Below are 20,733 nucleotides of genomic sequence, written 5' to 3'. Positions count from 1 at the left end.
TTGTCGCCAGCACCTTGCCTATCGTCCGCCAAGAAACCGGAGCCATCGATGACATTTCAGGCTGAATGGCTGCGCGGAACGCTGTTGGCGACCTCTTTGGCTTTTGCGATAACCGGTCCGGTGCTGGCCGAGAGCCCCGTCTTGCCCAACACGGTTCCGGCCGAGTTCAAGGTCACGGATTTCCTGCTCGACAACGGCATGGAGGTGGTCGTCATTCCCGACCACCGTGCGCCGATCGTCACCCACATGGTCTGGTACAAGATCGGCAGCGCCGACGAGCCGCCCGGCAAATCCGGCATTGCGCATTTCTTCGAACATCTGATGTTCAAGGCGACGACCAACCATGCGGCCGGCGAGTTCGACCGCGCCATCTCCGATATCGGCGGCTCCAACAACGCCTTCACCTCTTACGACTACACCGCCTTCCACGAAACGGTGGCGCCGTCGGCGCTCGAGCTGATGATGAGCTTCGAGGCCGATCGCATGCGCAATCTCATTCTCACCGACGATGTGATCAAGACCGAGCGCGATGTCATCCTCGAGGAGCGCCGCTCGCGCATCGACAACAGCCCCGAGGCCGTGCTGGACGAGGAGGTCGATGCGACGCTGTGGCAGAACCAGCCCTATCGCATCCCGGTCATCGGCTGGATGCAGGAGATGCAGCAGCTGAACCGCGCCGACGCTGTTGCCTTCTATGACAAATATTACCGGCCCAACAACGCGGTGCTGATCGTCGCCGGCGATGTCGAACCGGACACGGTGCGGGCGCTGGCCGAAAAGACCTATGGCAAGGTGGCACGCGGCCCCGATCTGCCGCCGCGCATCCGTCCGGTCGAGCCGGAGCAGAACACCAAGCGCACGGTGACGCTCGCCGATGCCCGCGTCAGCGTGCCGAGCTTTTCCACCCAATGGGTGGTGCCGTCCTATCACACCGGCAAGCCGGGCGAGGCGGAAGCGCTCGACCTCTTGGCGGAGATCCTTGGCGGCGGCAATCGCAGCCGGCTCTACCAGGCGCTCGTCGTCCAGCAAGGTATCGCATCCAGCGCCGGCGCCTTTTTCCAGGGCACCATGCTCGACGACACCAACTTCACCGTCTATGGCGCGCCGCGCGGGGATGCCAAGATTTCCGACGTCGAAGCGGCGGTCGATGCCGAAGTGGTGCGCATCGTCAAGGACGGCGTCACGCCATCGGAGCTGGAGAAGGCCAAGGACCGCTATGTCAGGTCGATGATTTTTGCCCGCGACAAGCAGGATTCCATGGCCAACATTTACGGCTCGACGCTGGCCACCGGCGGCAATGTGCAGGACGTCCAGCAATGGACGGACCGCATCCGCAAGGTCACGACAGATGAGGTCAAGGCCGTCGCCGCGCGCTACCTGGTGCTCGCCCGGTCGACCACCGGCTATCTCTTGCCGCAGCAACAGGCGGGGAATTGATTTGATGAGCACGAACGCGGTACGCGCACCCCTCACCACCCTCTTCCTCTCCGTCCTCTTCCTCATCCTGCCGGCACTCACCGCGCGGGCCATGGAGATCCAGTCCGTCACCTCGCCGAAGGGCATCACCGCCTGGCTGGTCGAGGACTATTCCGTGCCGGTCGTCGCCATCCGCTTCGTCTTCGGCGGCGGCTCGACGCAGGATCCGGTCGGCAAGGAAGGGCTGGCCAATCTGATGACCGGCCTGTTCGACGAAGGCGCCGGCCCGCTTGACAGTGAAGACTTCCAGATCAAGCTCGACGATGCCGGCGCCGAGATGAGCTTCGACGAGAGCCGCGACGGCATCTATGGCTCGATGCGCATGCTGGCCGAGCAGCATGACCAGGCGTTCGACCTGTTGCGGCTGGCGGTCAACGAGCCGCGCTTCGACCAGCTGCCGATCGACCGCATCCGCGCCCAGATCCTGTCCGGCATCATCGCCGGCGAGAATGATCCCGACACGGTGGCGCAGAACAAATGGGCGCGCGCCCTCTATGGCGATCATCCCTATTCCCGCTCCGACCAGGGCACCAAGGAAAGCATCGCCACCATCACGCCCGATGATCTCAAAGCCCTGCACAAAGCGGTGTTCGCGCGCGGCGGGCTGCGTGTCGCCGTTGTCGGCGCCATCGACGCGGAGACGCTGAAGAAGAAGCTCGACATGGTGTTCGGCGACCTGCCGCAAAACCAGGCGCTGAGGCCGGTGGCCGATATCGACCCGAAGCTGGCGCAGCATATCGAGGTCGACTACGACCTGCCGCAGACCTCCCTGCAGCTCGCTTTTCCCGGCGTGAAGCGCAAAGCGGCGGATTTTTTCCCCGCCGTGCTGATGAACGAGATCCTCGGCGGCGGCACCTTCACCTCGCGCCTGTTCCAGGAGGTGCGCGAGAAGCGCGGGCTGGCCTACAGCGTCAACTCCTCGCTCATCAACCAGGACCACGCCAACGCGCTGATTGTCAGCACCGGCACCCGCTCCGACCGTGCGGCCGAGACGCTGGGCATCGTCCGCGATGTGGTCAAGCGACTGGCCGAACAAGGCCCGACCGAGGCGGAACTGGCGGCGACCAAGAAATACATGATCGGCGCCTACGCCATCAACAATCTGGACTCGTCCAGCGCCATCGCCTCGACGCTGGTCGAACTGCAGCTCGACGATCTCGGCATCGACTACATGCAGCGCCGCGCCGGCTACATCAACGCGGTGACGCTCGACCAGGTCAAGGCGGCGGCGAAGAAGCTGCTGACCGCCGAGCCGACCATCATGGTCATCGGCCCGAAATTGGCCGGAGCCGGCAAGGGATGAGCCCGACCTTCGGCATCGCCTTCGGCGGCGGCGGCGCGCGCGGGCTGGCGCATATCCATGTCATCGAGGCGCTGGACGAGTTGGGCATCAAGCCGGTGGCGATTGCCGGCTCGTCGATCGGCGCCATCATGGGCGCCGGCATGGCATCGGGCATGACCGGCAAGGACATCCACGACTATGCCCGCTCGATCCTCGGCCGCCGCGCCCAAGTGGCGAGCCGCATGTGGCGGGCACGGCCGGGCACGATCGCCGAAGCCGTGCAGAACGGCATCCGCGTCAGCCAGTTCAACGTCGAGCGCATCCTCAAGGCCTTTCTGCCCGAAGCCATTCCCGAAACGTTTGCCGAGCTGAAAATCCCGCTGAAGGTGACGGCGACCGACTATTTCGGCCACAAGCTGGCCGTCTTCGACGACGGCGACCTGCACTCGGCCCTGGCGGCGTCAGCGGCGATACCCGCCGTGTTCCGCCCGGTGATGCGCGACGGCAGGCTGCTGATCGACGGCGGCATCTACAACCCCGTGCCGTTCGACCTGATCGAGAACGATGCCGACATCATCATCGGCGTCGACGTGGTCGGCGCGCCGGAAGAGGCCGACCGCAAGCAGCCGACCTCCGTCGACCTGATGTTCGGCGCCACGCAGCTGATGATGCAGTCGATCATCGCCAACAAGCTGAAACAATGCCGCCCCGACATCCTGGTCCGCCCGGCAGTCTCAAGATACCGTGTGCTCGACTTCCTGAAGATCGATGCGCTGATGAACGAGACAGTGGATATCAAGGACGAGCTGAAGCGGCAGGTGGAGAGGGTGGTGGAGGTGCGGGGCGCCGCCGCCGTTAAAGGGAGGCGAGGAAAGCAGGTCGGGTGAGGATGCATCTTCCCGACGCGATCTGAAAGGCTCCAACCGATTTACGATTTCGCCACCGGCACATACTCCAGCGCCACAACACCGTTGCTGAACGGCGTCGCCGAAATCAGTTCGAGCGACACCGGCTCGCCGGCTAGGAACAGCGGCTTGCCCTGACCGACGGCGCCGGGGTAGCTGAGCAGCCTGACGCGGTCGACCAGGCCATGGCGCAGCAATTCCTGCGCGACGCTGAGGCTGCCATGCACATAGATGTTGCCGCCGCTGCCTTGCTTCAGCGTCCTGACCGCATCCGGCAGCGGTCCCTTCAGCAATTGCGCCGGCTTCCAGTCGAGCGCCTTCAGGCTGGTGGAAGCGACATATTTCGGCAGCGCGTTGAACCGGTCGGCAAAATCTCCGGTTTCCGTGGGCCATGAGCCGGCAAAAATCTCATAGGTCGTGCGCCCCAAAAGCATGGCGCCGCTATCGGCAAGCTCGTCCTCCTTGAACCTGTTCATCTCGTCGTTCCAGGTCACGCCGGGCAGCTTCTTGACCTCGGCAATGCCATCGACACTGATGAATTCGGTGACGATAAGTTTTCGCATGGCGCTCTCCTTCTTCTGTCAAAGGACGGAATGCGCGGACGCTTTGCGACATGCTTCGTGAAAAATATCGCTGCGCTTGGTTGTTTTTAGTAGACGTCGGACGCTGGCGTCGACCTCCGCCCCTGTGCCCGGCGCTACGCAATTTCATGATGCAGTCAATCATTGCCAACAAGCTGAAGTAGTGCTGCCCCAACATCTAGGTTTGCCCGGCAGTGTCAAAATCCATGTGCTCGATTTCCTGAAGATCGAGGCTATGATGAGCGAGACGGTGGATATCAAAGACGAGCTGAAAAGGCAGGTTGAGAAGGTGGTGGAGGCTAGGGGCGGGAAGAGCAAGCGCCGCGGGTGGCTGGTGGGAGGCGGTGCATCAATGGGCGCGATCTAATGCTTGGCGCTTGCGAAAAATACTCTGGAATCCCGCTGAATGGTGCTTTGCAACGGCTCAATTGCAAGAAGCTAACATAGAGGTTTGGCGACTTGTCTACCTAATTCGACTCCCACGCCCGCGCTCGGTTGATCGTTTTGGCGAGATTAATGACTGCCTATGACAGAAACTAGTTAAAGCGTTTGGCGTCCTCATAGTCATCGACGCAAATCGGTCAAAGCTTTTAAGAGACTGATCAGCGCTGCCAGCAATTTGGTGTCGATACCAAGCACCAAACAAAGGTAGAGAAATGCTATGGCGACAGAAAGGAGCTTCGAAATATTCATGAAAAACTTCCTACCTGAGCTTACTGCCGGGTCGACAGCATATTTGAAGTGACAGTGTGGCTCAGAAGGGACATACGAGAATGCGGTTCAGAGGCGTAAAAAATGCGGAGTAAATGCGGATTATGAGAAGCTTTGGGCAGGCGCTCGGTGCCCTCGTGCGTCAGAAGCGTCAAACCCAAGGGCTTACGCAGATGCAACTGGCCGAAGATGCATTCGGAACAAGCGGGAAAACACGCCGCATTAGCGAACTGGAAAGCGGTAGTGTCGCCAACCCGCATCCGAAGACAATTGACCCGATTATCGCGGCGCTTGGTATCACCACATCCGAAATTGAAGCATGCGCTAAGCAGGCTTCTGCGAAGCCAGAGGATGACCTTGATCGCGCTTATCGCGAGGCGAGAAACCTAATAGAAGCGATTGCCCGTCAGTTCGAACACGAGCAGCCTTCAGCTACTCTTGCGGAGCTCGATCAATTTCTTCGCGAAAAAGCTACGGAATGGGCCAAATTGCGTGACCAAATCGGCAACATTGACGCTGATGAGCGGGGGCTTGAACAGATTAAGCATGCCGCAGCCAGCGCATTAGCCGACGGCCGATTTGATGATGTCGATTTACTCCTCGCCAAAGCAGAGGAGCAGTATCAGCGTGACCGCACTCTAGTTGAGGTCCGAAAGCATGCGGATATTCGTATCTCTCGCGGAGACAGTAGCTTGCTCAAAGGCGATCCTGACGCAGCCCTCGGTCATTACCATTCCGCGGTAGAGTTTTATCGACCGTTCGATGAAGAAGAGATGGCCGAAAAAATAAATTTGGTAGCCCAAGATTTGTATGAGGTTTCACGTCGGTCTTTGAGGCCATTCTTTTTTGTCGGAGCAAAACTTCTCGAGTTATTATTGACATTGCCGAGCGTCAAAGCCGATCCCATAGCCATGGCGGAGGTCGGCTATCACCTCGGCCTAAGCTATCGGAATGAATATGATGATCCGAAGTCTTCGCGTAGGGACGAGGCTCTGTCAAAGGCGATTCACTACTCCAAGCTGGCTGTGGAAGCGCCGGAAACCCAGGCGGATGCATACAAGGCCACAACCTCTGCGGTCGGGCTTGCCAATTGCCTTCGAGACCGAGCTAAGGCCACCTCAAATCTCGACGATTTTCAGGAGGCCATCGCGCTTCTTACCTCAACACAAGAGAAATTTGGAGGAGACGAGGCTGCTGGCCCGATCATGTCGCATCTAAACAATAGCTTAGGTGCACTCTATAGAAATTTAGCTGCACTGGGCGGAGGCGGTATTGCTGATATGGAAGCCAAAGCGTTAAGTGCTTTCATGCAGGCGGTCGTGAACAGTGAGAGATACGGCAATATTGATACCTGGGGCGCGTCTCATCTCAACATAGGCATGATCCTTGCAATCCGTGCAAATGCCGATGGGATCGGCGCAGACGAAAGGTATTTCTTACGCTTGCGCGCGATCGTGGAGATTAACGCCGCCATAGAGACGTTCCCGGCTGCTACATTTCCTTTTCGCTTCGCTGACGCCCAGTTGGAAATGGGCAGACTTTTGTTTCAACATGCTGTCGCACTTCAGAACCAGCAGCTTTCAGAAGTCTACCTGGCAAGAGCGGTTCACTCGTTTGAAGTGGCGTCGGAAGTGATGGGGATTGAACGAGATGCTTACCGTTGGGCGCAGCTTCGTACAACCCTCGGTTCTCTTTTTGCTTACCATGCAGACCGGGCTGAGGTCATGGTAGCTTTAGCTGATCTTGAAAGAGTCATTGAATACTATGAAGAGGCGGCGGAAGTGCTTCAGATGAACGGATATATATCAGAAATCGATCCATGTCGAAAGGCAATCTCTACTGCGCAGTCGAAAAGGAACGTGTTGCTTAAGCTAAACAAGAAGGAAGGAATGGCCTAGCATTGACGAGATTTCTACTTTGGCTGGTTTGGTGATAGCTCACTTCAGTAATTGAATAGCAGAACGATTGGGGCGCCCTTGGCTTATCATGATCTAAATGTGGCTGACCTGAGAGTTAATCGTTCCAACGATCGCCACGGTGAGCTTGTGAACGAATCCAGCGCGATAGCAGAGCTGTTTCGACTGCATGATCTTCAGATGAAGAATCTGGCAGTCGACATAGCTGCAGAAGGTGCCATCTACGACCCTCCGCTGGTAATGCCAAGCGGAGAGATTTTTGTCGTGTTTGATGGAAATCGGCGCGTAACTTGCCTGAAGCTTATGCTTGAGCCTGCGCGTGCCCCGACCCAAGAACTACGGAAGTATTTCCAAAACCTTCAAGACAATCGGAATAGGGAAATTCCAACGAGGTTGAATTGCCGGGTGGAAGAGGATCGGGTTTTAATCGATACGATCTTGTATCGGCGGCATACGGGCTCCCAAAAGGGCGTTGGTCAGCTTGATTGGAATGATCGGGCAAAACTGAATTTTGTAGAGCGTACCGGCCAAGGAAGCGGAGTAAACGTTGCCTCCGAAGTCGAACGGTTTCTCGCCGAGGAGGGCCGCCTGCCGGCAGGCACAATTCCTTGGTCCACTTTAACGCGCCTACTCTCGTCCGAAGAGTTTCGCCGCCGGGCGGGGTTTAGCACAGCGGGCAGGCGATTCTACCTGACGCATGATCGTGAGGCAGTGGCTGACGCATTGACACGAATTGCTACCGATCTTGCAAATCAGGTAGTCACTCTGGGGCACCTTTGGAATAACGAAGGTAAAAGAACATACCTAAATAGGTTGCAAGATGAAGGCATCCTACCTGGAGATGACGAACGACTTGAAGAGCCAGAGAGTCCCGAGCATACGCCGAGAGTGCCGCGAAGGAGGCCTTCTCCGTCCCCACTCCAAACAACTTTCATTCCAGCTGACTCGCCGCATATCCAATGGCTTGGTACCCAACAGCGCATCCGCGCTGTTTGGGAGGAACTGCAATCGCTCCAGCTACAGCAACATCCGAACGCAATCTCGGCGCTTATGCGAATACTTCTCGAACTCGCTATGGAGAGCTATATGGTTGAGCATAGTCTCCGAGCTCGCGACACTTTATCCCAAAAAGTGGGCGCGGTCGCGTCAAGTTTGTTGCAAAGGGGGGTGATTGATCAGCATTATCATGACGAAATAGACAGAGTTCGTCGTGATGACCAATTGATATCGGTGGCCAGCATGCAGCGCTACATTCATTCACCAGATTTTGCACCAATGACAAATGAGCTTCGAACATACTGGGTTCGTCTAGGGCGATTCCTAGTTGCGTCGGTATCTCGTTAGCGGCTCGCTACCGACGCCAAGGCATTCGGCTCCGTCTCTACCTCGCGAGGAGCCGCTTGCCTGTTCACATGAGAGCTGGCAGCAAATTTGAACCGGAAGGTTGCGCCCCCTCAGTCCTTCGCGCGCTCCACATAAGCCCCATCCGCCGTCATCACCACCACGCGGGTGCCCGGCGCGATGTGCGGCGGCACCAGGGTGCGCACGCCGTTGGACAGCACGGCCGGCTTGTAGGACGACGAGGCCGTCTGACCCTTGGTCGTCGGCTCGGTTTCCACCACTTCGAAGGTCGCGCGCTGCGGCAGCACCAGGGAAATGGCAATGCCGTTGAACTGTGACACCTGCACGGCCATGCCTTCCAGCAGGTAAGGCGCCATGTCGCCGACCACGGCTTCCGACACCGCCACCTGGTCGTAGCTTTCCGGGTTCATGAAATGAAAGCCTTCGCCGTCGCGATAGAGGAAGGTGTGCTCGCGCTCTTCCACATAGGCACGCTCCACCTGTTCGGTGGTGCGGTAGCGCTCCGAAACCTTCACCCCGTCGCCGATGCGGCGCATGTCGAGCTGCGTTACCGGCGTGCCCTTGCCTGGGTGGATGTTTTCGGCAAAGAGGATCACATAAAGCTTGCCGTCCCTGTCGACGACATTGCCTTTGCGGAGCGAACTGGCGATGACTTTCACCACGGTTTTAAATCCTGCAAGAAGAGTTGACTGGCGTTTGCCGGCTTGTGCGGCGCTGGGTGGGGGCCTACCGCATCTTGGCCGCCGCCGCCAGCCCCATTCCACCATGATCTGAGCCCCATGACCGAAGCTTCGCCCTGGTGGACGCCGCATGTCCATGCCGACCGCCGCCCGCGGCTGATGCTGCGCAATGGCATCGCCGCCGGCCTGCGCGACTGGTTCGCCGCCCATGATTTCGTCGAGGTGGAAACGGCGGCCCTGCAGGTCTCACCCGGCAACGAGGCGCATCTGGCGGCTTTTGTCACCGAAGCGGTCGGGCCGGACGGTGCAAGGGCGCCGCTCTATCTCCACACCTCGCCTGAATTCGCCTGCAAGAAGCTGCTTGCCGCCGGTGAAGTCAGGATTTTCAGCTTCGGTCCGGTCTACCGCAACCGCGAGCACGGCCCTTTGCACCATCCCGAATTCACCATGCTCGAATGGTACCGCGTGGGCGAGGCCTATGAGAGCCTGATGCTGGATTGCGCCGCCTTTCTGGCGCTGGCCGCGACAAGGGCAGGGGCTACTCTTTTCTCGTTTCGGGGCCGCGACTGCGATCCGTTTGCCGAGCCGGAACGGCTGACGGTGGCGGAGGCCTTCACTCGCTACGCCGGCATCGATCTGCTGGCAACGGTCGCCGCCGACGGCAGCACCGATCGCGACGCGCTGTATGCGGCGTTGACCCAGGCCGGCCTGCGCACTGCGCCCGACGATAGTTGGGCAGATTTGTTCAGCCGTGTGATGGTGGAAAAGATCGAGCCGTTGCTCGGGCAGGGGCGGGCGACCATCCTGTGCGAATATCCACTGGCCGAGGCGGCATTGGCGCGGCCGAGCCCGAACGACTCGCGCGTCGCCGAGCGTTTCGAGCTCTATTGCTGCGGCGTCGAACTCGCCAACGGCTTTGGCGAACTGACCGACGCCGACGAGCAGCGCCGGCGTTTCGTCATCGAGATGGATGAGAAACAGCGCATCTATGGCGAGCGCTATCCGCTGGACGAGGATTTTCTTGCCGCCCTTGCCATCATGCCGCCGGCCAGCGGAATCGCGCTCGGCTTCGACCGGCTGGCGATGCTGGCCACCGGCGCGCAAAAGATCGAGGACGTGATCTGGACGCCTGTTGCCTGAGGCGCGGAAAGATCTGGCCTATTCGATTCCAGGGATCAAGACTGGACCGTGACCCCGAACCAAGAGACCACATGATCGGTACGGGATTTCAAGGTCAATCGGGAAGATCCACAGTGGCTGCTTCTGAAACGGTCGAAATCGCCATTGTCGGCGCCGGAGTTGTCGGGCTGGCGACGGCACTTCGCCTTGTCGCGGACGGCCGCGAAGTTCTGCTCATCGATCCGAACGAGCCGGGCTCCGGCGCGTCGTTCGGCAATGCCGGGACGATCGCCGAATATGCCTGCATGCCGGTCGGCACTCCTGCGGTGCTGCGGGCGTTGCCAAAGCTGCTGCTTGATCCCGACAGCCCGTTTTCGCTGCGCTGGCCGGCGCTGCTGCAGCTGGCGCCATGGCTCGTTCGGTTCATGCGGCAATCGCTGCCGGCGGCCACCCGGGCCAATGCGCTGGCGCTCGCCGGACTGCTGGCCGACGCCCTCCCGGCCTGGGAGGACATGGCTGGGGAGGCCGATCTGGACGATCTGCTGCGCCGCAATGGCTGTCTTTACCTCTATCGCCGCGAGAGCGATTTTGCCGCTGGCGCCGGCGGCCGGGCAGTGCGCGCTGGGTTTGGCATCCACCAAGAGGTGCTGACTCCGGAAGAGGTGGCGGCACTTGAGCCGGGCCTGCCGGCGACAGCAGCGCATGGCGTGTATTTTCCCGACTCGATCAATGTCACCGATCCGGCAATGGTGATGCGGCGGTTGCTGGGCGCGGTGAGCGCCCGTGGTGCATCGGTGAAGCAGGCTGAGATCACCGGGCTGCAGGTCGAGGCTGGCGGTGTCCAGCTCAGCGGCCCCGGCGTTCGCATCAAGGCTGGCACGGTGGTGATCGCCGCCGGTGCACGGTCACGCGCACTGGCCGCGCAGGCCGGCGACAGGATTCCGCTCGAGACCGAGCGCGGCTATCATCTGGAATTCCACACCGACGCGCCGCTGCTCAACCGGCCTGTGTGTCCCGTCGATCTTGGTTTCTACCTGACGCCGATGGCTGGCCGCTTGCGGGTCGCCGGCACCGTCGAACTCGGCGGCCTGGTCGCGCCGCCAAATCCGCGCCGGCTGGCGCTGCTTGACCGTGGCGCCAGGCAAATTTTTCCCGGGCTCGGCTCGCCTGCCTCGCAATGGCTCGGCTTCCGGCCGTCCCTGCCGGATTCCAGGCCGGTCATCGGCGTTTCGCGCGGCAGCTCCCGCGTAATCCATGCTTTCGGGCACGGCCATCTCGGCCTGACGCTGGCTCCGATCACCGCGCGGCTGGTCGCCGACTTGATCGGCGGACGCGGCGATCCGGCGCGGCTCGCACCTTTCGCGGCGGGCCGTTTCGGCCGTTGATCGACCGATGCCCTCGATCTGAGCTAGTGGGCGAAAACCTGCTCCAGCGAGCGAAAGCCTTTGAATTCCAAGGCATTGCCCGAGGGGTCGCGGATGAACAGCGTCGCCTGTTCGCCGGGTTCGCCCTTGAAACGGACCATCGGCCGTTCCAGCCAGTCGATGTCGTCGCGCGCCTCCAGCCGCGTCGCCAGGCGCTGCCAGTCGTCCATCAAGAGCACGGCGCCGAAATGCGGGATCGGCACGGTGATGCCGTCGACCTTGCCGTCGCCGGGGGCTTGTGCGGCCTGCGGCCGCAGATGCGCCGACATCTGGTGGCCGTAAAGGTCGAAGTCCACCCAGGTCGCCGACGAACGGCCGATCGCGCAGCCCAGCACCTCGCCATAGAAAACGCGGGTTTCATCGAGATCACGGACCGGGAAGGCGAGATGGAAAGGCGTCATCGAAATGCTCCGTGCAGGCTGCGGACCGATTTTGCGTCACAGGGTTCGCGGTTTTGAACCGCCCACCCTGCATTTTGATTGAAGCCTATGCCATTGCACAAGCCGGACCGGAACAATAGATGGGTGGGCAACGGCCGCACACCGGCCGCACCAGCAGGATTTCAGGCATGACCGATATATCAGACGCAGCAAAATTGACCGACCGCGTCGCGGCTCTGGTCGAGGCTGCAAAAAAGGCCGGCGCCGATGCCGCCGACGCGGTGGCCGTGCGCGGCCGCTCGACTGGGGTGTCGGTGCGTCTCGGCAAGGTCGAGGCTACCGAAGCCTCCGAGAGCGAGGATGTCGCGCTGCGCGTTTTCGTCGGCGGCCGCGTGGCGAGTGTCTCGGCGACCGCGGCGTCCGACCCGAAAACACTGGCCGAGCGCGCTGTGGCGATGGCGAAAGTGTCGCCGCAGGATCCTTATCAGGGGCTGGCCGACCCGGCATTGCTGGCCAAACAGACGCGCGATCTCGATCTGTTCGACTCCACCGAAGTGTCCGCCGACCAGTTGAAGGAAGCCGCATTGGCGGCCGAAGCGGCAGCGCTTGCCGTCAAGGGCGTGACCAATTCGGCCGGCGCCAGCGCCGGTGCGGGGCTGGGTGGCCTGGTGCTGGCCACCTCGCACGGCTTCCTCGGCCACTATGTCGGCTCGCGTTTCTCGCGCTCGGCCAGCGTCATCGCCGGCGAGGGCACCGGCATGGAGCGCGACTATGAATTCTCCTCGCGCCAGCATTTTGCCGATCTCGATGCGCCCGAGGACATCGGTCGCAAGGCCGGTGAGCGCGCCGTGCGCCGCATCGGCGCGCGCAAGGCGGCGACCGGGCCGGTCGACGTGGTTTTCGATCCGCGCGTCGCGCGCGGCATCGCCGGCCATCTTGCCGGCGCCATCAACGGCGCCTCGGTCGCGCGCAAGACCTCGTTCCTGCGCGACATGATGGGCAAGCAGGTAGCCGCGTCCGCCATCACCGTCACCGACGAGCCGCTCCGGCTGCGTGGCCAGGCCTCGCGGCCGTTCGACGGTGAAGGCGTCGAGGGCGAAAAGCTGTTGATGGTCGAGAAGGGCGTGCTCAACCACTGGTTCCTGTCGACCTCGGCCGCAAGGGAACTGGGCCTCGTCACCAACGGCCGCGGCGCGCGCGGCGGCTCTTCCGTGACGCCATCCTCCACCAATCTCGCCATCGAACCGGGCGAGCGGTCGCCGGAAGAGCTGATCAAATCGCTCAAGACCGGCTTCTACGTCACCGAAGTGTTCGGCCAGGGCGTCGACATGATCACTGGCGAATACAGCCGTGGCGCTTCCGGTTTTTGGATCGAGAATGGCGAGCTTGCCTATCCGGTCGCCGAGGTCACCATCGCCTCGAACCTGAAGACGATGTTCCTCAACATGGTGCCGGCCGATGACCTCGACCGCAATTTCGGCACCGCCGCGCCGACGCTCCTGATCGAAGGCATGACCCTTGCCGGAGCATGACCTGACCATAGCCGGGGCCATCTCCGGCGCCTCTGGGGACTTGCCGCTGCTGCGCGATGCCGCCCGCGAGGCGGGGGTCATCGCCATGCGCTACTTCGGCAACAGCCCACAAGTCTGGATGAAGGGCGGCACATCGCCGGTCAGCGAGGCCGACCATGCCGCCGACGCCTATCTGCGCGAAACGCTGCTGGCGGCCCGGCCCGACTATGGCTGGCTGTCGGAAGAGACGGTCGACGATCCGGTCCGGCTTTCCGCACGCCGGACCTTCGTCGTCGACCCGATCGACGGCACACGCGGTTTTCTGGAAGGCCAGCGCACCTGGTGCGTCAGCGTCGCCGTCGTCGAGCGTGGCCGTACGCTGGCCGGCGTGCTGGAATGCCCGGCGATGGAGGAGACCTATTGGGCGCTGCCCGGCCAGGGTGCTTTCCGCAACGGCAAGCGCATTGCGGTTCGCAAGCTGGCGGATACGGCCGAGATTTCCGGGCTGAAGCAGTTGACCGACCTGATGCCGGCCGAATGGCAGGCGCGGCTGAAACGGGCGCCTTACAGCCCTTCGCTCGCCTATCGGCTGGCCATGATTGCCAATGGCGCGCTGGATGCCACTTTCGTCAAGCCGAACGCGCATGACTGGGACATCGCCGCGGCCGACCTCATCTTGCGCGAGGCCGGCGGCCAGCTGCTCGACCAGCATGGCCGTGCTCCGCTCTATGCCGGCGAGGTGACCCGTCACGGCGCGCTCGCTGCAGGCAGCGGTGAATTGCTGGCCGTGCTCGCCGGCGTCATCGCCGGTCTGGACGCGTGAAAGCGTTTTCCCGGGCGAGATGAATTCATCTCGCCCTAAAGGTTCCAAAGTCGGCGGCTTTGGTCTAGACCTGTCACAAACTCACGATATGTGAAGGACCGACATGGCCGCGGAAGACGGAAAGAAACAGCTTTTGCATCTGGTGTTCGGTGGCGAACTGAAGAAGCTTGGCGGTACCGAATTCCGCGATCTCGACGGGCTCGACATCGTCGGCATCTATCCCGACTATCAATCCGCGCACACGGCATGGAAAGCCAAGGCGCAAGCCAGCGTGGACAACGCCCACATGCGTTATTTCGTCGTTCATCTGCACCGGCTGCTGGACCCCGACAACAAGGCTTCCGGTTGACTTCGATGGAGCATGACCTGGCGAAAGGGCCAGCAAGCGATGCCGCGCCCACGGGCAGGGGACGCAGCCGCACGACCAAGGCCTTCTGGCGCAAGATTCGCCAACCGCTGGCGCAGTCGCGATTCGTCAAGAACGCCATCGCCAGCCTGTTCGCCCAGTTCGTCCGCTTCGTGCGCCTCACCAATCGCGTCGTGGAGGGCTCGGCGCGGTTTTCGGGCGGCGCCTATACCGAGTTCGAGCCTGGCATCATAGCCTTGTGGCACGGCCAGCATCTGCTGACGCCGGCCTACTACCCCAAGCGCAAGCCGCTGGTCGCCATGGTCTCACGCAGCGCCGATGCCGAGCTCAACGCGCTGATGCTGGAAAAATTCGGCATCGAGGCGGTGCGCGGGTCGGGCGGGCGGGAAAATGCCAGGCATCTCGACAAGGGTGGGGCAAAAGCGCTTATCGCCCTGAAAAAGTCGCTCGCCGTCGGCAAGAACGTCGCCATGATCGCAGATATTCCGCACGGCACGCCGCGAGACGCAGGGCTTGGCATCGTTCTCCTGGCCCGCCTCTCGGGCCGGCCGCTTGTGCCCGTCGCCATCACCACCAGCCGCCGCAAGGTGCTGGAGAAGAGCTGGGACAAGACCACCATCAACCTGCCGTTCGGCCGTTCGTCGATCGTCATCGGCCAGCCGATCTTCGTGGCGGCCGGCGCCGATGACGCCGAAATGGAGCGCAAGCGCCAGGAAGTGACGACCGCGCTCAATGCCGCGACTGCCGAGGCCTACCGTCTCGTGGATGCTCCGCGATGAGCGGCCGCTGGGCACGGGCCATGCTGTCGGCTTACCGGTTCGCGGGTGCGGCAGCCTATCCGCTGGTCGGGCCCTATGTTGCCTGGCGCACCTCGCGCGGCAAGGAAGACCGCTACCGCCGCCGCGAGCGCTATGGCGTCGCCGGCCGCGCGCGCCCCGACGGGCCGGTGATCTGGATCCATGCCGCGAGCGTCGGTGAGACCATAGCCGTCGTGCCGCTGGTCGAAAGCATTCTCGACTACGGCGTCAACATCGTGCTGACGACCGGCACGGTCACCTCGGCGCAGGTCGCCGACGAGCGGCTCGGTGATCGGATCATCCATCAATACGTACCGCTCGACCTGAAGCCGGCGGTCAGCCGGTTCCTTGATCACTGGCAGCCGGATCTGGCGATCATCGCCGAATCCGAGATCTGGCCGATGACCATCCTCGAGCTCGGCGCGCGCCGCGTGCCGCAGGTGCTGGTCAATGGCAGGCTGTCCGACCGCTCGTTCAAGTCGTGGAAGAAACGGGCCAACATCGCCGAGGCGTTGTTCGAGAACCTGGCTCACGTCGTGGCGCAGTCGGATGTCGATGGCGAGCGGTTTCTGGCGCTAGGCGCGCGGCCGGTCACCGTGTCGGGCAATCTCAAGGTCGATACCTCGCCGCCGCCCGTCGACGAACGGGCGCTGGCGACGCTGCGGCGGCAGGTAGGCACGCGCCCGACCTGGGCGGCGATCTCGACCCATGACGGCGAGGAAGTGGTCGCGGCTGAAGTCCACGCGACGCTGCACAAACGCCACCATGGTCTGCTGACGATCGTCGTTCCGCGTCATCCCGATCGCGGCGAGGCGCTTGCGGCACAAATTTCCGGCATGGGCCTGAAGGTCGCGCGGCGCAGCAAGGGCGACAGGATCGCCGCCGACACGGATATATTGCTCGGCGACACGATCGGCGAGATGGGACTCTATCTCCGGCTGACCGAAATCGCCTTCGTCGGCCGCTCGCTTACCTCCGAGGGTGGCCAGAACCCGCTGGAGCCGGCCATGCTCGACACGGCGGTTCTCGCCGGGCGCAATGTGCAGAATTTTCGCGAGGCCTACCAGCGTCTGCTCGACAGCGGCGGCGCCAAGCTGGTGCGCGATCGCGACATGCTGGCCGGCGCCGTCAATTTCCTCCTGACCAACGAAGTGGCGCGCCACGAGATGATGGCGGCAGGCGTGGCGACCGTCGACGAAATGCGCGGCGCGCTGGCGCGCACGCTGAAATCGCTCGAGCCCTATATCCAGCCGCTGGTCGTCAAGTCGCGCCTGAAGGGCGCTAACGGGCGCTAACGTGGCCTCCGAAGCACCACCATTCTGGTGGGAAGAGCCGGACTGGCGGGTCTTGGCGCTGTCGCCGCTATCGGCCATCTATGCCGCCGCCGCCGGCCGCGGCATGCGGCGGGCCAAGCGCGAGAAGATCGAGGCACCCGTTCTGTGCATCGGCAATTTTACGGTTGGCGGCACCGGCAAGACACCGGTGGCCATCGCGCTCGCCAAACGGGCTAAGCGCATGCATCTGAAACCAGGCTTCCTGTCGCGCGGCCATGGCGGCTCCTTCGCCGAGCCGCACGTGGTCGATATCGACCATGACAGTGCCAGGCATGTCGGTGACGAACCGCTGCTGCTCGCCGAACACGCGCCGGTGGCGGTGACGCCGAACCGCGCCGCCGGCGCTCGGCTGCTGCTGGAACGGCATGGCTGCGATTTCCTGATCATGGATGATGGCTTCCAGAGCGCCCGCATCCACATCGATTATGCGCTGGTCGTCGTCGATGCGCGCTATGGGATCGGCAATGGCCGCGTCATTCCGGGCGGTCCGCTCAGGGCCAAAATCGTCGACCAGCTGGTCTTCACCAGCGGGCTGTTGAAAATGGGCGAGGGCATCGCCGCCGACAGCGTGGTCCGCCAGGCGGCACGCGCCGGCCGGCCAATCTTCGAGGCCCATACGGAACCAAGCGGCAAGACAGGGCTTGCCGGCAGGCGGTTCCTGGCTTTTGCCGGTATCGGCCATCCCGAGAAATTCTTCGATACGGTGCGCGAGGCGGGCGGCGAGCTGGCGTTGACGCGGCCGTTTCCGGACCATCATTTCTATGCCGAGGACGAACTTGCCGAGCTGGCGGCGACCGCGCACGCCGAAGGGCTGGTGCTCATCACCACCGCCAAGGACGCCGCCCGGCTGCGCCACGGCGCCTCACAGGACTTTCTCGACCGGCTCGAGGTGCTGGAGATCGACACTGTCTTCGAGCTCGATCACGTTCCCGAGCGCATCATCGACGAGACCCTCGATGCCTGGCGCCAGCGCAAGCTGAAAGGCTAAAGCAATTCCAGGAAAAGTGTGAAACGGGTTCCCGGGAAAAGCGCATAGCGCTTTCCCTTGGGAATTGCGTCAAAACAAAGAGATAGAGCGGTTCGCCGTTCCGTGAAACGGTGAACTGCTCTAACCGCGCTTACGCAGCTCCGGATGCATCTCGATTTCGCGGCGCAGCGAGGCGGTGGCGCTGATGTAGGGCTCCTGCCTGGCGACGCTCCAGTATTTCAACTCGTCGAGCGGAATGCTTTCGCCTGTCACCGCGCAGCGCACGAACGCGCCGGGACTGGTAACCTGGAAGTCGCCATCCAGATAGCGGATGCGGGCTTCCTTGCCGCCGGGGCCTTCGAAACGGTTCATCATGCGGGGACGCCAGGGTTCATGAGGATTTCATCGCCATAAATTCCCGGCGAGGTCAAGCATGCGACAAGCCTGAGACAATGCTGAACGCTTATTGTGAAGCGGAAAAATGGTGTTGGTGGGCCGCAATGGACATTTCCTCCACTCGTCTTCCCGCGTTGCTCAGGGAAGTGATGACGCCGCAGGCAGTGCCCTCGGGGCAGGCTGATCCAGTCATGACGGCACTGGTCAAGGCGCTGGTCCAACCGCCGGCGCCGTCTCTGCTTGCGCAACAGACAGCGCCAGCGCTGTTGACTTTGCCGGTCGCGCCGATGGCCGTCAAATCGCAGCAGATCGCATCAGCTGGCATCGTCGATGCCTATCTTGCCCAGCTTGAGACGGGCGAAGAGGCGGCGTTGGCAACGATCGCGGCGAGAAAGGCAGAACCCGAAGCCGAAACGCTGCGAGCCTTCTTGCCGCTTTCGACAACGGCCAATGACAATGCTCCTGCCAGGGTTGCGGGGCTGTCATTGCTGTCGCTTATCCCGCCGCAGGCTCCAGTCCCGCGCAACGCTGCCGCCCTGGGTACATTGGCGGGCAGGCACAGGCCGGCCAATCAATCCCATGGTGCGGTGCCGAGCCCTGAGCAGTTGCTGGTGAAAATTGGCTTTGTTTCGATAATGGCCGGTTTTCTGGGAGCCGTGATCCTCGGGTTCGTTCTGTTGTTGCTTCGCTGAGCTTCGAATCGGCCGGTTCTCGATATATGTCCGAGAGGCCTATCGCTCGGCTTCGATGAACGCCTCGATCTTGTCCGGAGCCAGCCCGGCCTCTGCCGCGATGCGGCGGGCGAGGTCGGCGGCTGCGGCACGCGGCCGCCCGATCGGCCGGTCAAGCCAGTAGGACACCGGATTGAGCGCGGTGCGCTCATCGACGGGAGTGATGCGGCCCGATTGCAATTGATGCCCGGTCAGGGGTGGGCGTGCCAGCGCGATGCCCAGCCCATAGGCGGCGGCGTCGAGCACCAGATTGTAGTCCTCGAAGCGGCGGTCCTGCGGGCGCGGGCGATAATCCATGCCTTGCGCGGCAAACCAGGCGCGCCAGGCAGACGCGTCGGAATCGTTGATCAGCGGATATTTGAGCAGCCGGGCCGGGTCGCCGCGGCCGATCTCGCGGGCAAGCCCGGGTGACGCGACGGGGAAGACATGTTCCTCGAAAAGCTGCACCGAGACGCGGCCCGGAATGCCGCCGCGTCCACAGCGGATGGAGAGATCGATGCCCTCATCGGCAAGGTCGGCCTGGCGGATGTCGACATCGAGCACGATGCGCAGCTTCGAGGGATTGTTTTCCAGAGCCGCCATGCGCGGCATCAGCCACAGTCCGCTGACCGAGGGGATCGAGGTCAGCCGCACCACGGCGGTGCCACGCGGCTCGACCCAGCGGTCGGAATGGGTCGATATCAGCGCAAAAGCTTCCGCCGTGCGCAGATGCAGCCGGTTCCCCTCGATCGTCAGCGAGACGCCGCGCGCACCACGGTCGAAGACTTTCAATCCCAGCCAGTCCTCGAGCTTGGCGATCTGCCGGCTGACGGCGCCATGGGTGATGTTGAGCTTTTCTGCGGCCGCCGAAAAGCTGCCTGTCCGCGCCGCCGCATCGAAGGCGCGCAGCGTCTCGAGCGGCACCATTGTGTCCGAGCTGTGATCCATAGTCACAGGTGATCCTCGATCTGGTCGTTTGTCAACCGGCCTGAAATGGCGTTTCCTGCCTTTCAGGACCGAAGAATGCGAGGGTAGTGAGATGAACGCAATGACGGGCACGTTGAATTCGACACAGCGGATGGACACCACGGCAGCCATTGCTGTCGCGCTGACGGTGGTCGGCTGGGCTTCTGCCTTTCCCGCCATCCGAGCCGGTCTCGCCGCGTTCGGACCGCTGGAACTCGGCGCGTTGCGCTTTGCCATCGCCGCGGTGCCGGCGGCGATCTTCCTCGCCGTCAAGCGCCCGGCGCTGCCCAGGCTGAACGAAGTGTGGCGCTTGGTCTTCGGCGGCGCCATCTTCGTCGCGCTCTACACCGTCATGCTCAATTTCGGCGAACTGACCGTCTCGGCCGGTGCCGCCGGCTTCATCATCAATGTCAGCCCGATCTTCACCGCCATTATGGCGATGGTCCTGCTGGGCGAGCGCTTTTCGGGCATGGCCTGGGCCGGCACGGTGATTTCCTTCGCCGGCATAGGCGTCATCGCCATGGCCGACGGGCATGGCCTGTCATTTAACACCGGTGCTCTTCTGGTGCTTGGCTCGGCCTTGTGCTCGGCCGTCAACACCATCGTCCAGAAGCCGCTGTTTGCCCGCCATCATCCGTTGACCATTTCGGCTTCGAACATGGTGCTCGGCGCACTATGCCTGGCGCCCTTCCTGCCGTCGGCCTTTTCGCAGGCGGCGGTTGCCGACACGGCAGGCCTCGGCGCCGTCATCTTTCTCGGCATCGTGCCCAGCCTCATCGCCTATGCCGCCTGGGCGACCGCGCTGTCGCGTCTGCCCGCCGCACGTGCCTCCAACTTCCTCTATCTGGTCTCGCCGATGTCCGCGCTGATCGGCTTCTTCTGGCTGGGCGAAGTCCCCACGCTGCTCGGCATAATCGGGGGCGCGCTGGCCCTGGGCGGTGTCATCGTGGTGAATTTGAAGAGATGAATATTGCCGTCCGTCCGCTTCCCTCATTCGGAACGATCCCTCGGTCAAAGGCGTTTAGC

The 20,733-nt window shown here is 62.4% G+C and carries 22 protein-coding genes; 16 read left to right on the top strand and 6 right to left on the bottom strand.

The genetic code is table 11. From position 1 onward, the window contains the following. The first annotated feature begins 48 nt into the window (after positions 1-48). Genes NKJ11_RS04820 through NKJ11_RS04810 form a run of 3 tightly spaced genes read left to right on the top strand, consistent with a single transcriptional unit; the run spans position 49 to position 3,645 of the window. Positions 49-1,437 (top strand): M16 family metallopeptidase, encoded by a 1,389-nt coding sequence (locus NKJ11_RS04820; RefSeq protein ID WP_352553909.1) that lies wholly within the window; start codon positions 49-51, stop codon positions 1,435-1,437. A gap of 4 nt (positions 1,438-1,441) precedes the next feature. Then, positions 1,442-2,779: a M16 family metallopeptidase gene (locus tag NKJ11_RS04815; protein WP_352792798.1), complete on the top strand. Its 1,338-nt coding sequence runs from the start codon at positions 1,442-1,444 to the stop codon at positions 2,777-2,779. Then, complete coding sequence (locus tag NKJ11_RS04810) at positions 2,776-3,645, top strand: patatin-like phospholipase family protein (protein ID WP_352792797.1); 870 nt, start codon at positions 2,776-2,778, stop codon at positions 3,643-3,645. Before NKJ11_RS04815 ends, NKJ11_RS04810 begins: the two co-directional genes overlap by 4 nt. 41 nt (positions 3,646-3,686) lie before the next feature. Here NKJ11_RS04810 and NKJ11_RS04805 read toward each other — a convergent pair whose 3' ends face one another. Continuing rightward, positions 3,687-4,226, bottom strand: coding sequence for a dihydrofolate reductase family protein (locus NKJ11_RS04805; protein ID WP_352792795.1), 540 nt, complete (start codon positions 4,224-4,226; stop codon positions 3,687-3,689). Between the two features lie 226 nt (positions 4,227-4,452). Between NKJ11_RS04805 and NKJ11_RS04800 the strand changes: the two genes are divergently transcribed. Then, positions 4,453-4,611 carry a hypothetical protein gene (locus tag NKJ11_RS04800; protein ID WP_352792794.1) on the top strand — a complete coding sequence of 53 codons (159 nt, stop codon included), beginning with the start codon at positions 4,453-4,455 and terminating at the stop codon, positions 4,609-4,611. A 197-nt stretch (positions 4,612-4,808) separates the two neighbouring features. On the opposite strand, the gene NKJ11_RS04795 is transcribed toward NKJ11_RS04800, so the two are convergent. Further along, entirely contained in the window at positions 4,809-4,937 is a 129-nt protein-coding gene (locus NKJ11_RS04795; RefSeq protein ID WP_352792792.1) for a hypothetical protein, read from the bottom strand. Between the two features lie 191 nt (positions 4,938-5,128). Here NKJ11_RS04795 and NKJ11_RS04790 point away from each other — a divergent pair, with 191 nt between their 5' ends. Together NKJ11_RS04790 and NKJ11_RS04785 are read left to right on the top strand one after the other, a co-directional pair. Beyond that, positions 5,129-6,853, top strand: coding sequence for a hypothetical protein (locus NKJ11_RS04790; protein WP_352792790.1), 1,725 nt, complete (start codon positions 5,129-5,131; stop codon positions 6,851-6,853). Positions 6,854-6,952: 99 nt separating this feature from the next. Then, the gene (locus NKJ11_RS04785; protein WP_352792789.1) at positions 6,953-8,215 is read left to right on the top strand and encodes a hypothetical protein; all 1,263 of its coding nucleotides are present in this window, start codon (positions 6,953-6,955) and stop codon (positions 8,213-8,215) included. A gap of 110 nt (positions 8,216-8,325) precedes the next feature. On the opposite strand, the gene efp is transcribed toward NKJ11_RS04785, so the two are convergent. Next, positions 8,326-8,895 carry an elongation factor P gene (gene efp / locus NKJ11_RS04780; RefSeq protein WP_128304774.1) on the bottom strand — a complete coding sequence of 190 codons (570 nt, stop codon included), beginning with the start codon at positions 8,893-8,895 and terminating at the stop codon, positions 8,326-8,328. Positions 8,896-9,012: 117 nt separating this feature from the next. On the opposite strand from efp, the gene epmA reads away from it, so the two are divergent. Beyond that, the gene (gene epmA / locus NKJ11_RS04775) at positions 9,013-10,053 is read left to right on the top strand and encodes an EF-P lysine aminoacylase EpmA (RefSeq protein ID WP_352792788.1); all 1,041 of its coding nucleotides are present in this window, start codon (positions 9,013-9,015) and stop codon (positions 10,051-10,053) included. Positions 10,054-10,166: 113 nt separating this feature from the next. Next, complete coding sequence (locus NKJ11_RS04770; RefSeq protein WP_352792787.1) at positions 10,167-11,417, top strand: NAD(P)/FAD-dependent oxidoreductase; 1,251 nt, start codon at positions 10,167-10,169, stop codon at positions 11,415-11,417. Between the two features lie 23 nt (positions 11,418-11,440). On the opposite strand, the gene NKJ11_RS04765 is transcribed toward NKJ11_RS04770, so the two are convergent. Beyond that, positions 11,441-11,857 (bottom strand): VOC family protein, encoded by a 417-nt coding sequence (locus NKJ11_RS04765; protein ID WP_352792786.1) that lies wholly within the window; start codon positions 11,855-11,857, stop codon positions 11,441-11,443. Between the two features lie 167 nt (positions 11,858-12,024). Here NKJ11_RS04765 and NKJ11_RS04760 point away from each other — a divergent pair, with 167 nt between their 5' ends. The 6 genes from NKJ11_RS04760 (at position 12,025) to lpxK (ending at position 17,656) form a co-directional block, all read left to right on the top strand. After that, entirely contained in the window at positions 12,025-13,368 is a 1,344-nt protein-coding gene (locus NKJ11_RS04760) for a TldD/PmbA family protein (RefSeq protein ID WP_352792784.1), read from the top strand. Next, positions 13,355-14,170, top strand: coding sequence for a 3'(2'),5'-bisphosphate nucleotidase CysQ (locus tag NKJ11_RS04755; RefSeq protein ID WP_128304770.1), 816 nt, complete (start codon positions 13,355-13,357; stop codon positions 14,168-14,170). Before NKJ11_RS04760 ends, NKJ11_RS04755 begins: the two co-directional genes overlap by 14 nt. A gap of 103 nt (positions 14,171-14,273) precedes the next feature. Next, positions 14,274-14,519, top strand: coding sequence for a DUF4170 domain-containing protein (locus NKJ11_RS04750; protein WP_127288992.1), 246 nt, complete (start codon positions 14,274-14,276; stop codon positions 14,517-14,519). Positions 14,520-14,524: 5 nt separating this feature from the next. Beyond that, positions 14,525-15,316: a lysophospholipid acyltransferase family protein gene (locus tag NKJ11_RS04745; RefSeq protein ID WP_013532344.1), complete on the top strand. Its 792-nt coding sequence runs from the start codon at positions 14,525-14,527 to the stop codon at positions 15,314-15,316. Beyond that, positions 15,313-16,629 carry a lipid IV(A) 3-deoxy-D-manno-octulosonic acid transferase gene (gene waaA, locus NKJ11_RS04740; protein WP_128305059.1) on the top strand — a complete coding sequence of 439 codons (1,317 nt, stop codon included), beginning with the start codon at positions 15,313-15,315 and terminating at the stop codon, positions 16,627-16,629. Before NKJ11_RS04745 ends, waaA begins: the two co-directional genes overlap by 4 nt. 1 nt (position 16,630) lies before the next feature. Next, positions 16,631-17,656: a tetraacyldisaccharide 4'-kinase gene (lpxK, locus tag NKJ11_RS04735; protein WP_352792783.1), complete on the top strand. Its 1,026-nt coding sequence runs from the start codon at positions 16,631-16,633 to the stop codon at positions 17,654-17,656. A gap of 120 nt (positions 17,657-17,776) precedes the next feature. Here the strand turns inward: lpxK and NKJ11_RS04730 are convergent, their stop codons facing one another. Next, positions 17,777-18,010, bottom strand: a complete 234-nt coding sequence (locus NKJ11_RS04730; protein ID WP_031213688.1) for a DUF2093 domain-containing protein — start codon at positions 18,008-18,010, stop codon at positions 17,777-17,779. 125 nt (positions 18,011-18,135) lie between these two features. On the opposite strand from NKJ11_RS04730, the gene NKJ11_RS04725 reads away from it, so the two are divergent. Beyond that, positions 18,136-18,723, top strand: a complete 588-nt coding sequence (locus tag NKJ11_RS04725; protein WP_352792782.1) for a hypothetical protein — start codon at positions 18,136-18,138, stop codon at positions 18,721-18,723. 39 nt (positions 18,724-18,762) lie between these two features. Here NKJ11_RS04725 and NKJ11_RS04720 read toward each other — a convergent pair whose 3' ends face one another. Then, the gene (locus NKJ11_RS04720) at positions 18,763-19,689 is read right to left on the bottom strand and encodes a LysR family transcriptional regulator (RefSeq protein WP_128305062.1); all 927 of its coding nucleotides are present in this window, start codon (positions 19,687-19,689) and stop codon (positions 18,763-18,765) included. A 91-nt stretch (positions 19,690-19,780) separates the two neighbouring features. On the opposite strand from NKJ11_RS04720, the gene NKJ11_RS04715 reads away from it, so the two are divergent. Next, complete coding sequence (locus tag NKJ11_RS04715; protein ID WP_352792780.1) at positions 19,781-20,674, top strand: DMT family transporter; 894 nt, start codon at positions 19,781-19,783, stop codon at positions 20,672-20,674. Positions 20,675-20,733 lie beyond the last annotated feature (59 nt).

Source organism: Mesorhizobium sp. M0243 (genome assembly GCF_040321775.1).
Taxonomy (GTDB): domain Bacteria; phylum Pseudomonadota; class Alphaproteobacteria; order Rhizobiales; family Rhizobiaceae; genus Mesorhizobium.
This window is presented reverse-complemented; position numbering and strand designations above follow the sequence as displayed.

What these genes read in the sequence shown, in the direction of transcription:
- NKJ11_RS04820 (WP_352553909.1), top strand. Translation starts at nt 49, where the DNA reads ATGACATTTCAGGCTGAATGGCTGCGCGGAACGCTGTTGGCGACCTCT.
- NKJ11_RS04815 (WP_352792798.1), top strand. Translation starts at nt 1,442, where the DNA reads ATGAGCACGAACGCGGTACGCGCACCCCTCACCACCCTCTTCCTCTCC.
- NKJ11_RS04810 (WP_352792797.1), top strand. Translation starts at nt 2,776, where the DNA reads ATGAGCCCGACCTTCGGCATCGCCTTCGGCGGCGGCGGCGCGCGCGGG.
- NKJ11_RS04805 (WP_352792795.1), bottom strand. Translation starts at nt 4,226, where the DNA reads ATGCGAAAACTTATCGTCACCGAATTCATCAGTGTCGATGGCATTGCC.
- NKJ11_RS04795 (WP_352792792.1), bottom strand. Translation starts at nt 4,937, where the DNA reads ATGAATATTTCGAAGCTCCTTTCTGTCGCCATAGCATTTCTCTACCTT.
- NKJ11_RS04790 (WP_352792790.1), top strand. Translation starts at nt 5,129, where the DNA reads ATGCAACTGGCCGAAGATGCATTCGGAACAAGCGGGAAAACACGCCGC.
- epmA (WP_352792788.1), top strand. Translation starts at nt 9,013, where the DNA reads ATGACCGAAGCTTCGCCCTGGTGGACGCCGCATGTCCATGCCGACCGC.
- NKJ11_RS04765 (WP_352792786.1), bottom strand. Translation starts at nt 11,857, where the DNA reads ATGACGCCTTTCCATCTCGCCTTCCCGGTCCGTGATCTCGATGAAACC.
- NKJ11_RS04760 (WP_352792784.1), top strand. Translation starts at nt 12,025, where the DNA reads ATGACCGATATATCAGACGCAGCAAAATTGACCGACCGCGTCGCGGCT.
- NKJ11_RS04750 (WP_127288992.1), top strand. Translation starts at nt 14,274, where the DNA reads ATGGCCGCGGAAGACGGAAAGAAACAGCTTTTGCATCTGGTGTTCGGT.
- NKJ11_RS04745 (WP_013532344.1), top strand. Translation starts at nt 14,525, where the DNA reads ATGGAGCATGACCTGGCGAAAGGGCCAGCAAGCGATGCCGCGCCCACG.
- waaA (WP_128305059.1), top strand. Translation starts at nt 15,313, where the DNA reads ATGAGCGGCCGCTGGGCACGGGCCATGCTGTCGGCTTACCGGTTCGCG.
- NKJ11_RS04730 (WP_031213688.1), bottom strand. Translation starts at nt 18,010, where the DNA reads ATGATGAACCGTTTCGAAGGCCCCGGCGGCAAGGAAGCCCGCATCCGC.
- NKJ11_RS04725 (WP_352792782.1), top strand. Translation starts at nt 18,136, where the DNA reads ATGGACATTTCCTCCACTCGTCTTCCCGCGTTGCTCAGGGAAGTGATG.
- NKJ11_RS04720 (WP_128305062.1), bottom strand. Translation starts at nt 19,689, where the DNA reads ATGGATCACAGCTCGGACACAATGGTGCCGCTCGAGACGCTGCGCGCC.
- NKJ11_RS04715 (WP_352792780.1), top strand. Translation starts at nt 19,781, where the DNA reads ATGAACGCAATGACGGGCACGTTGAATTCGACACAGCGGATGGACACC.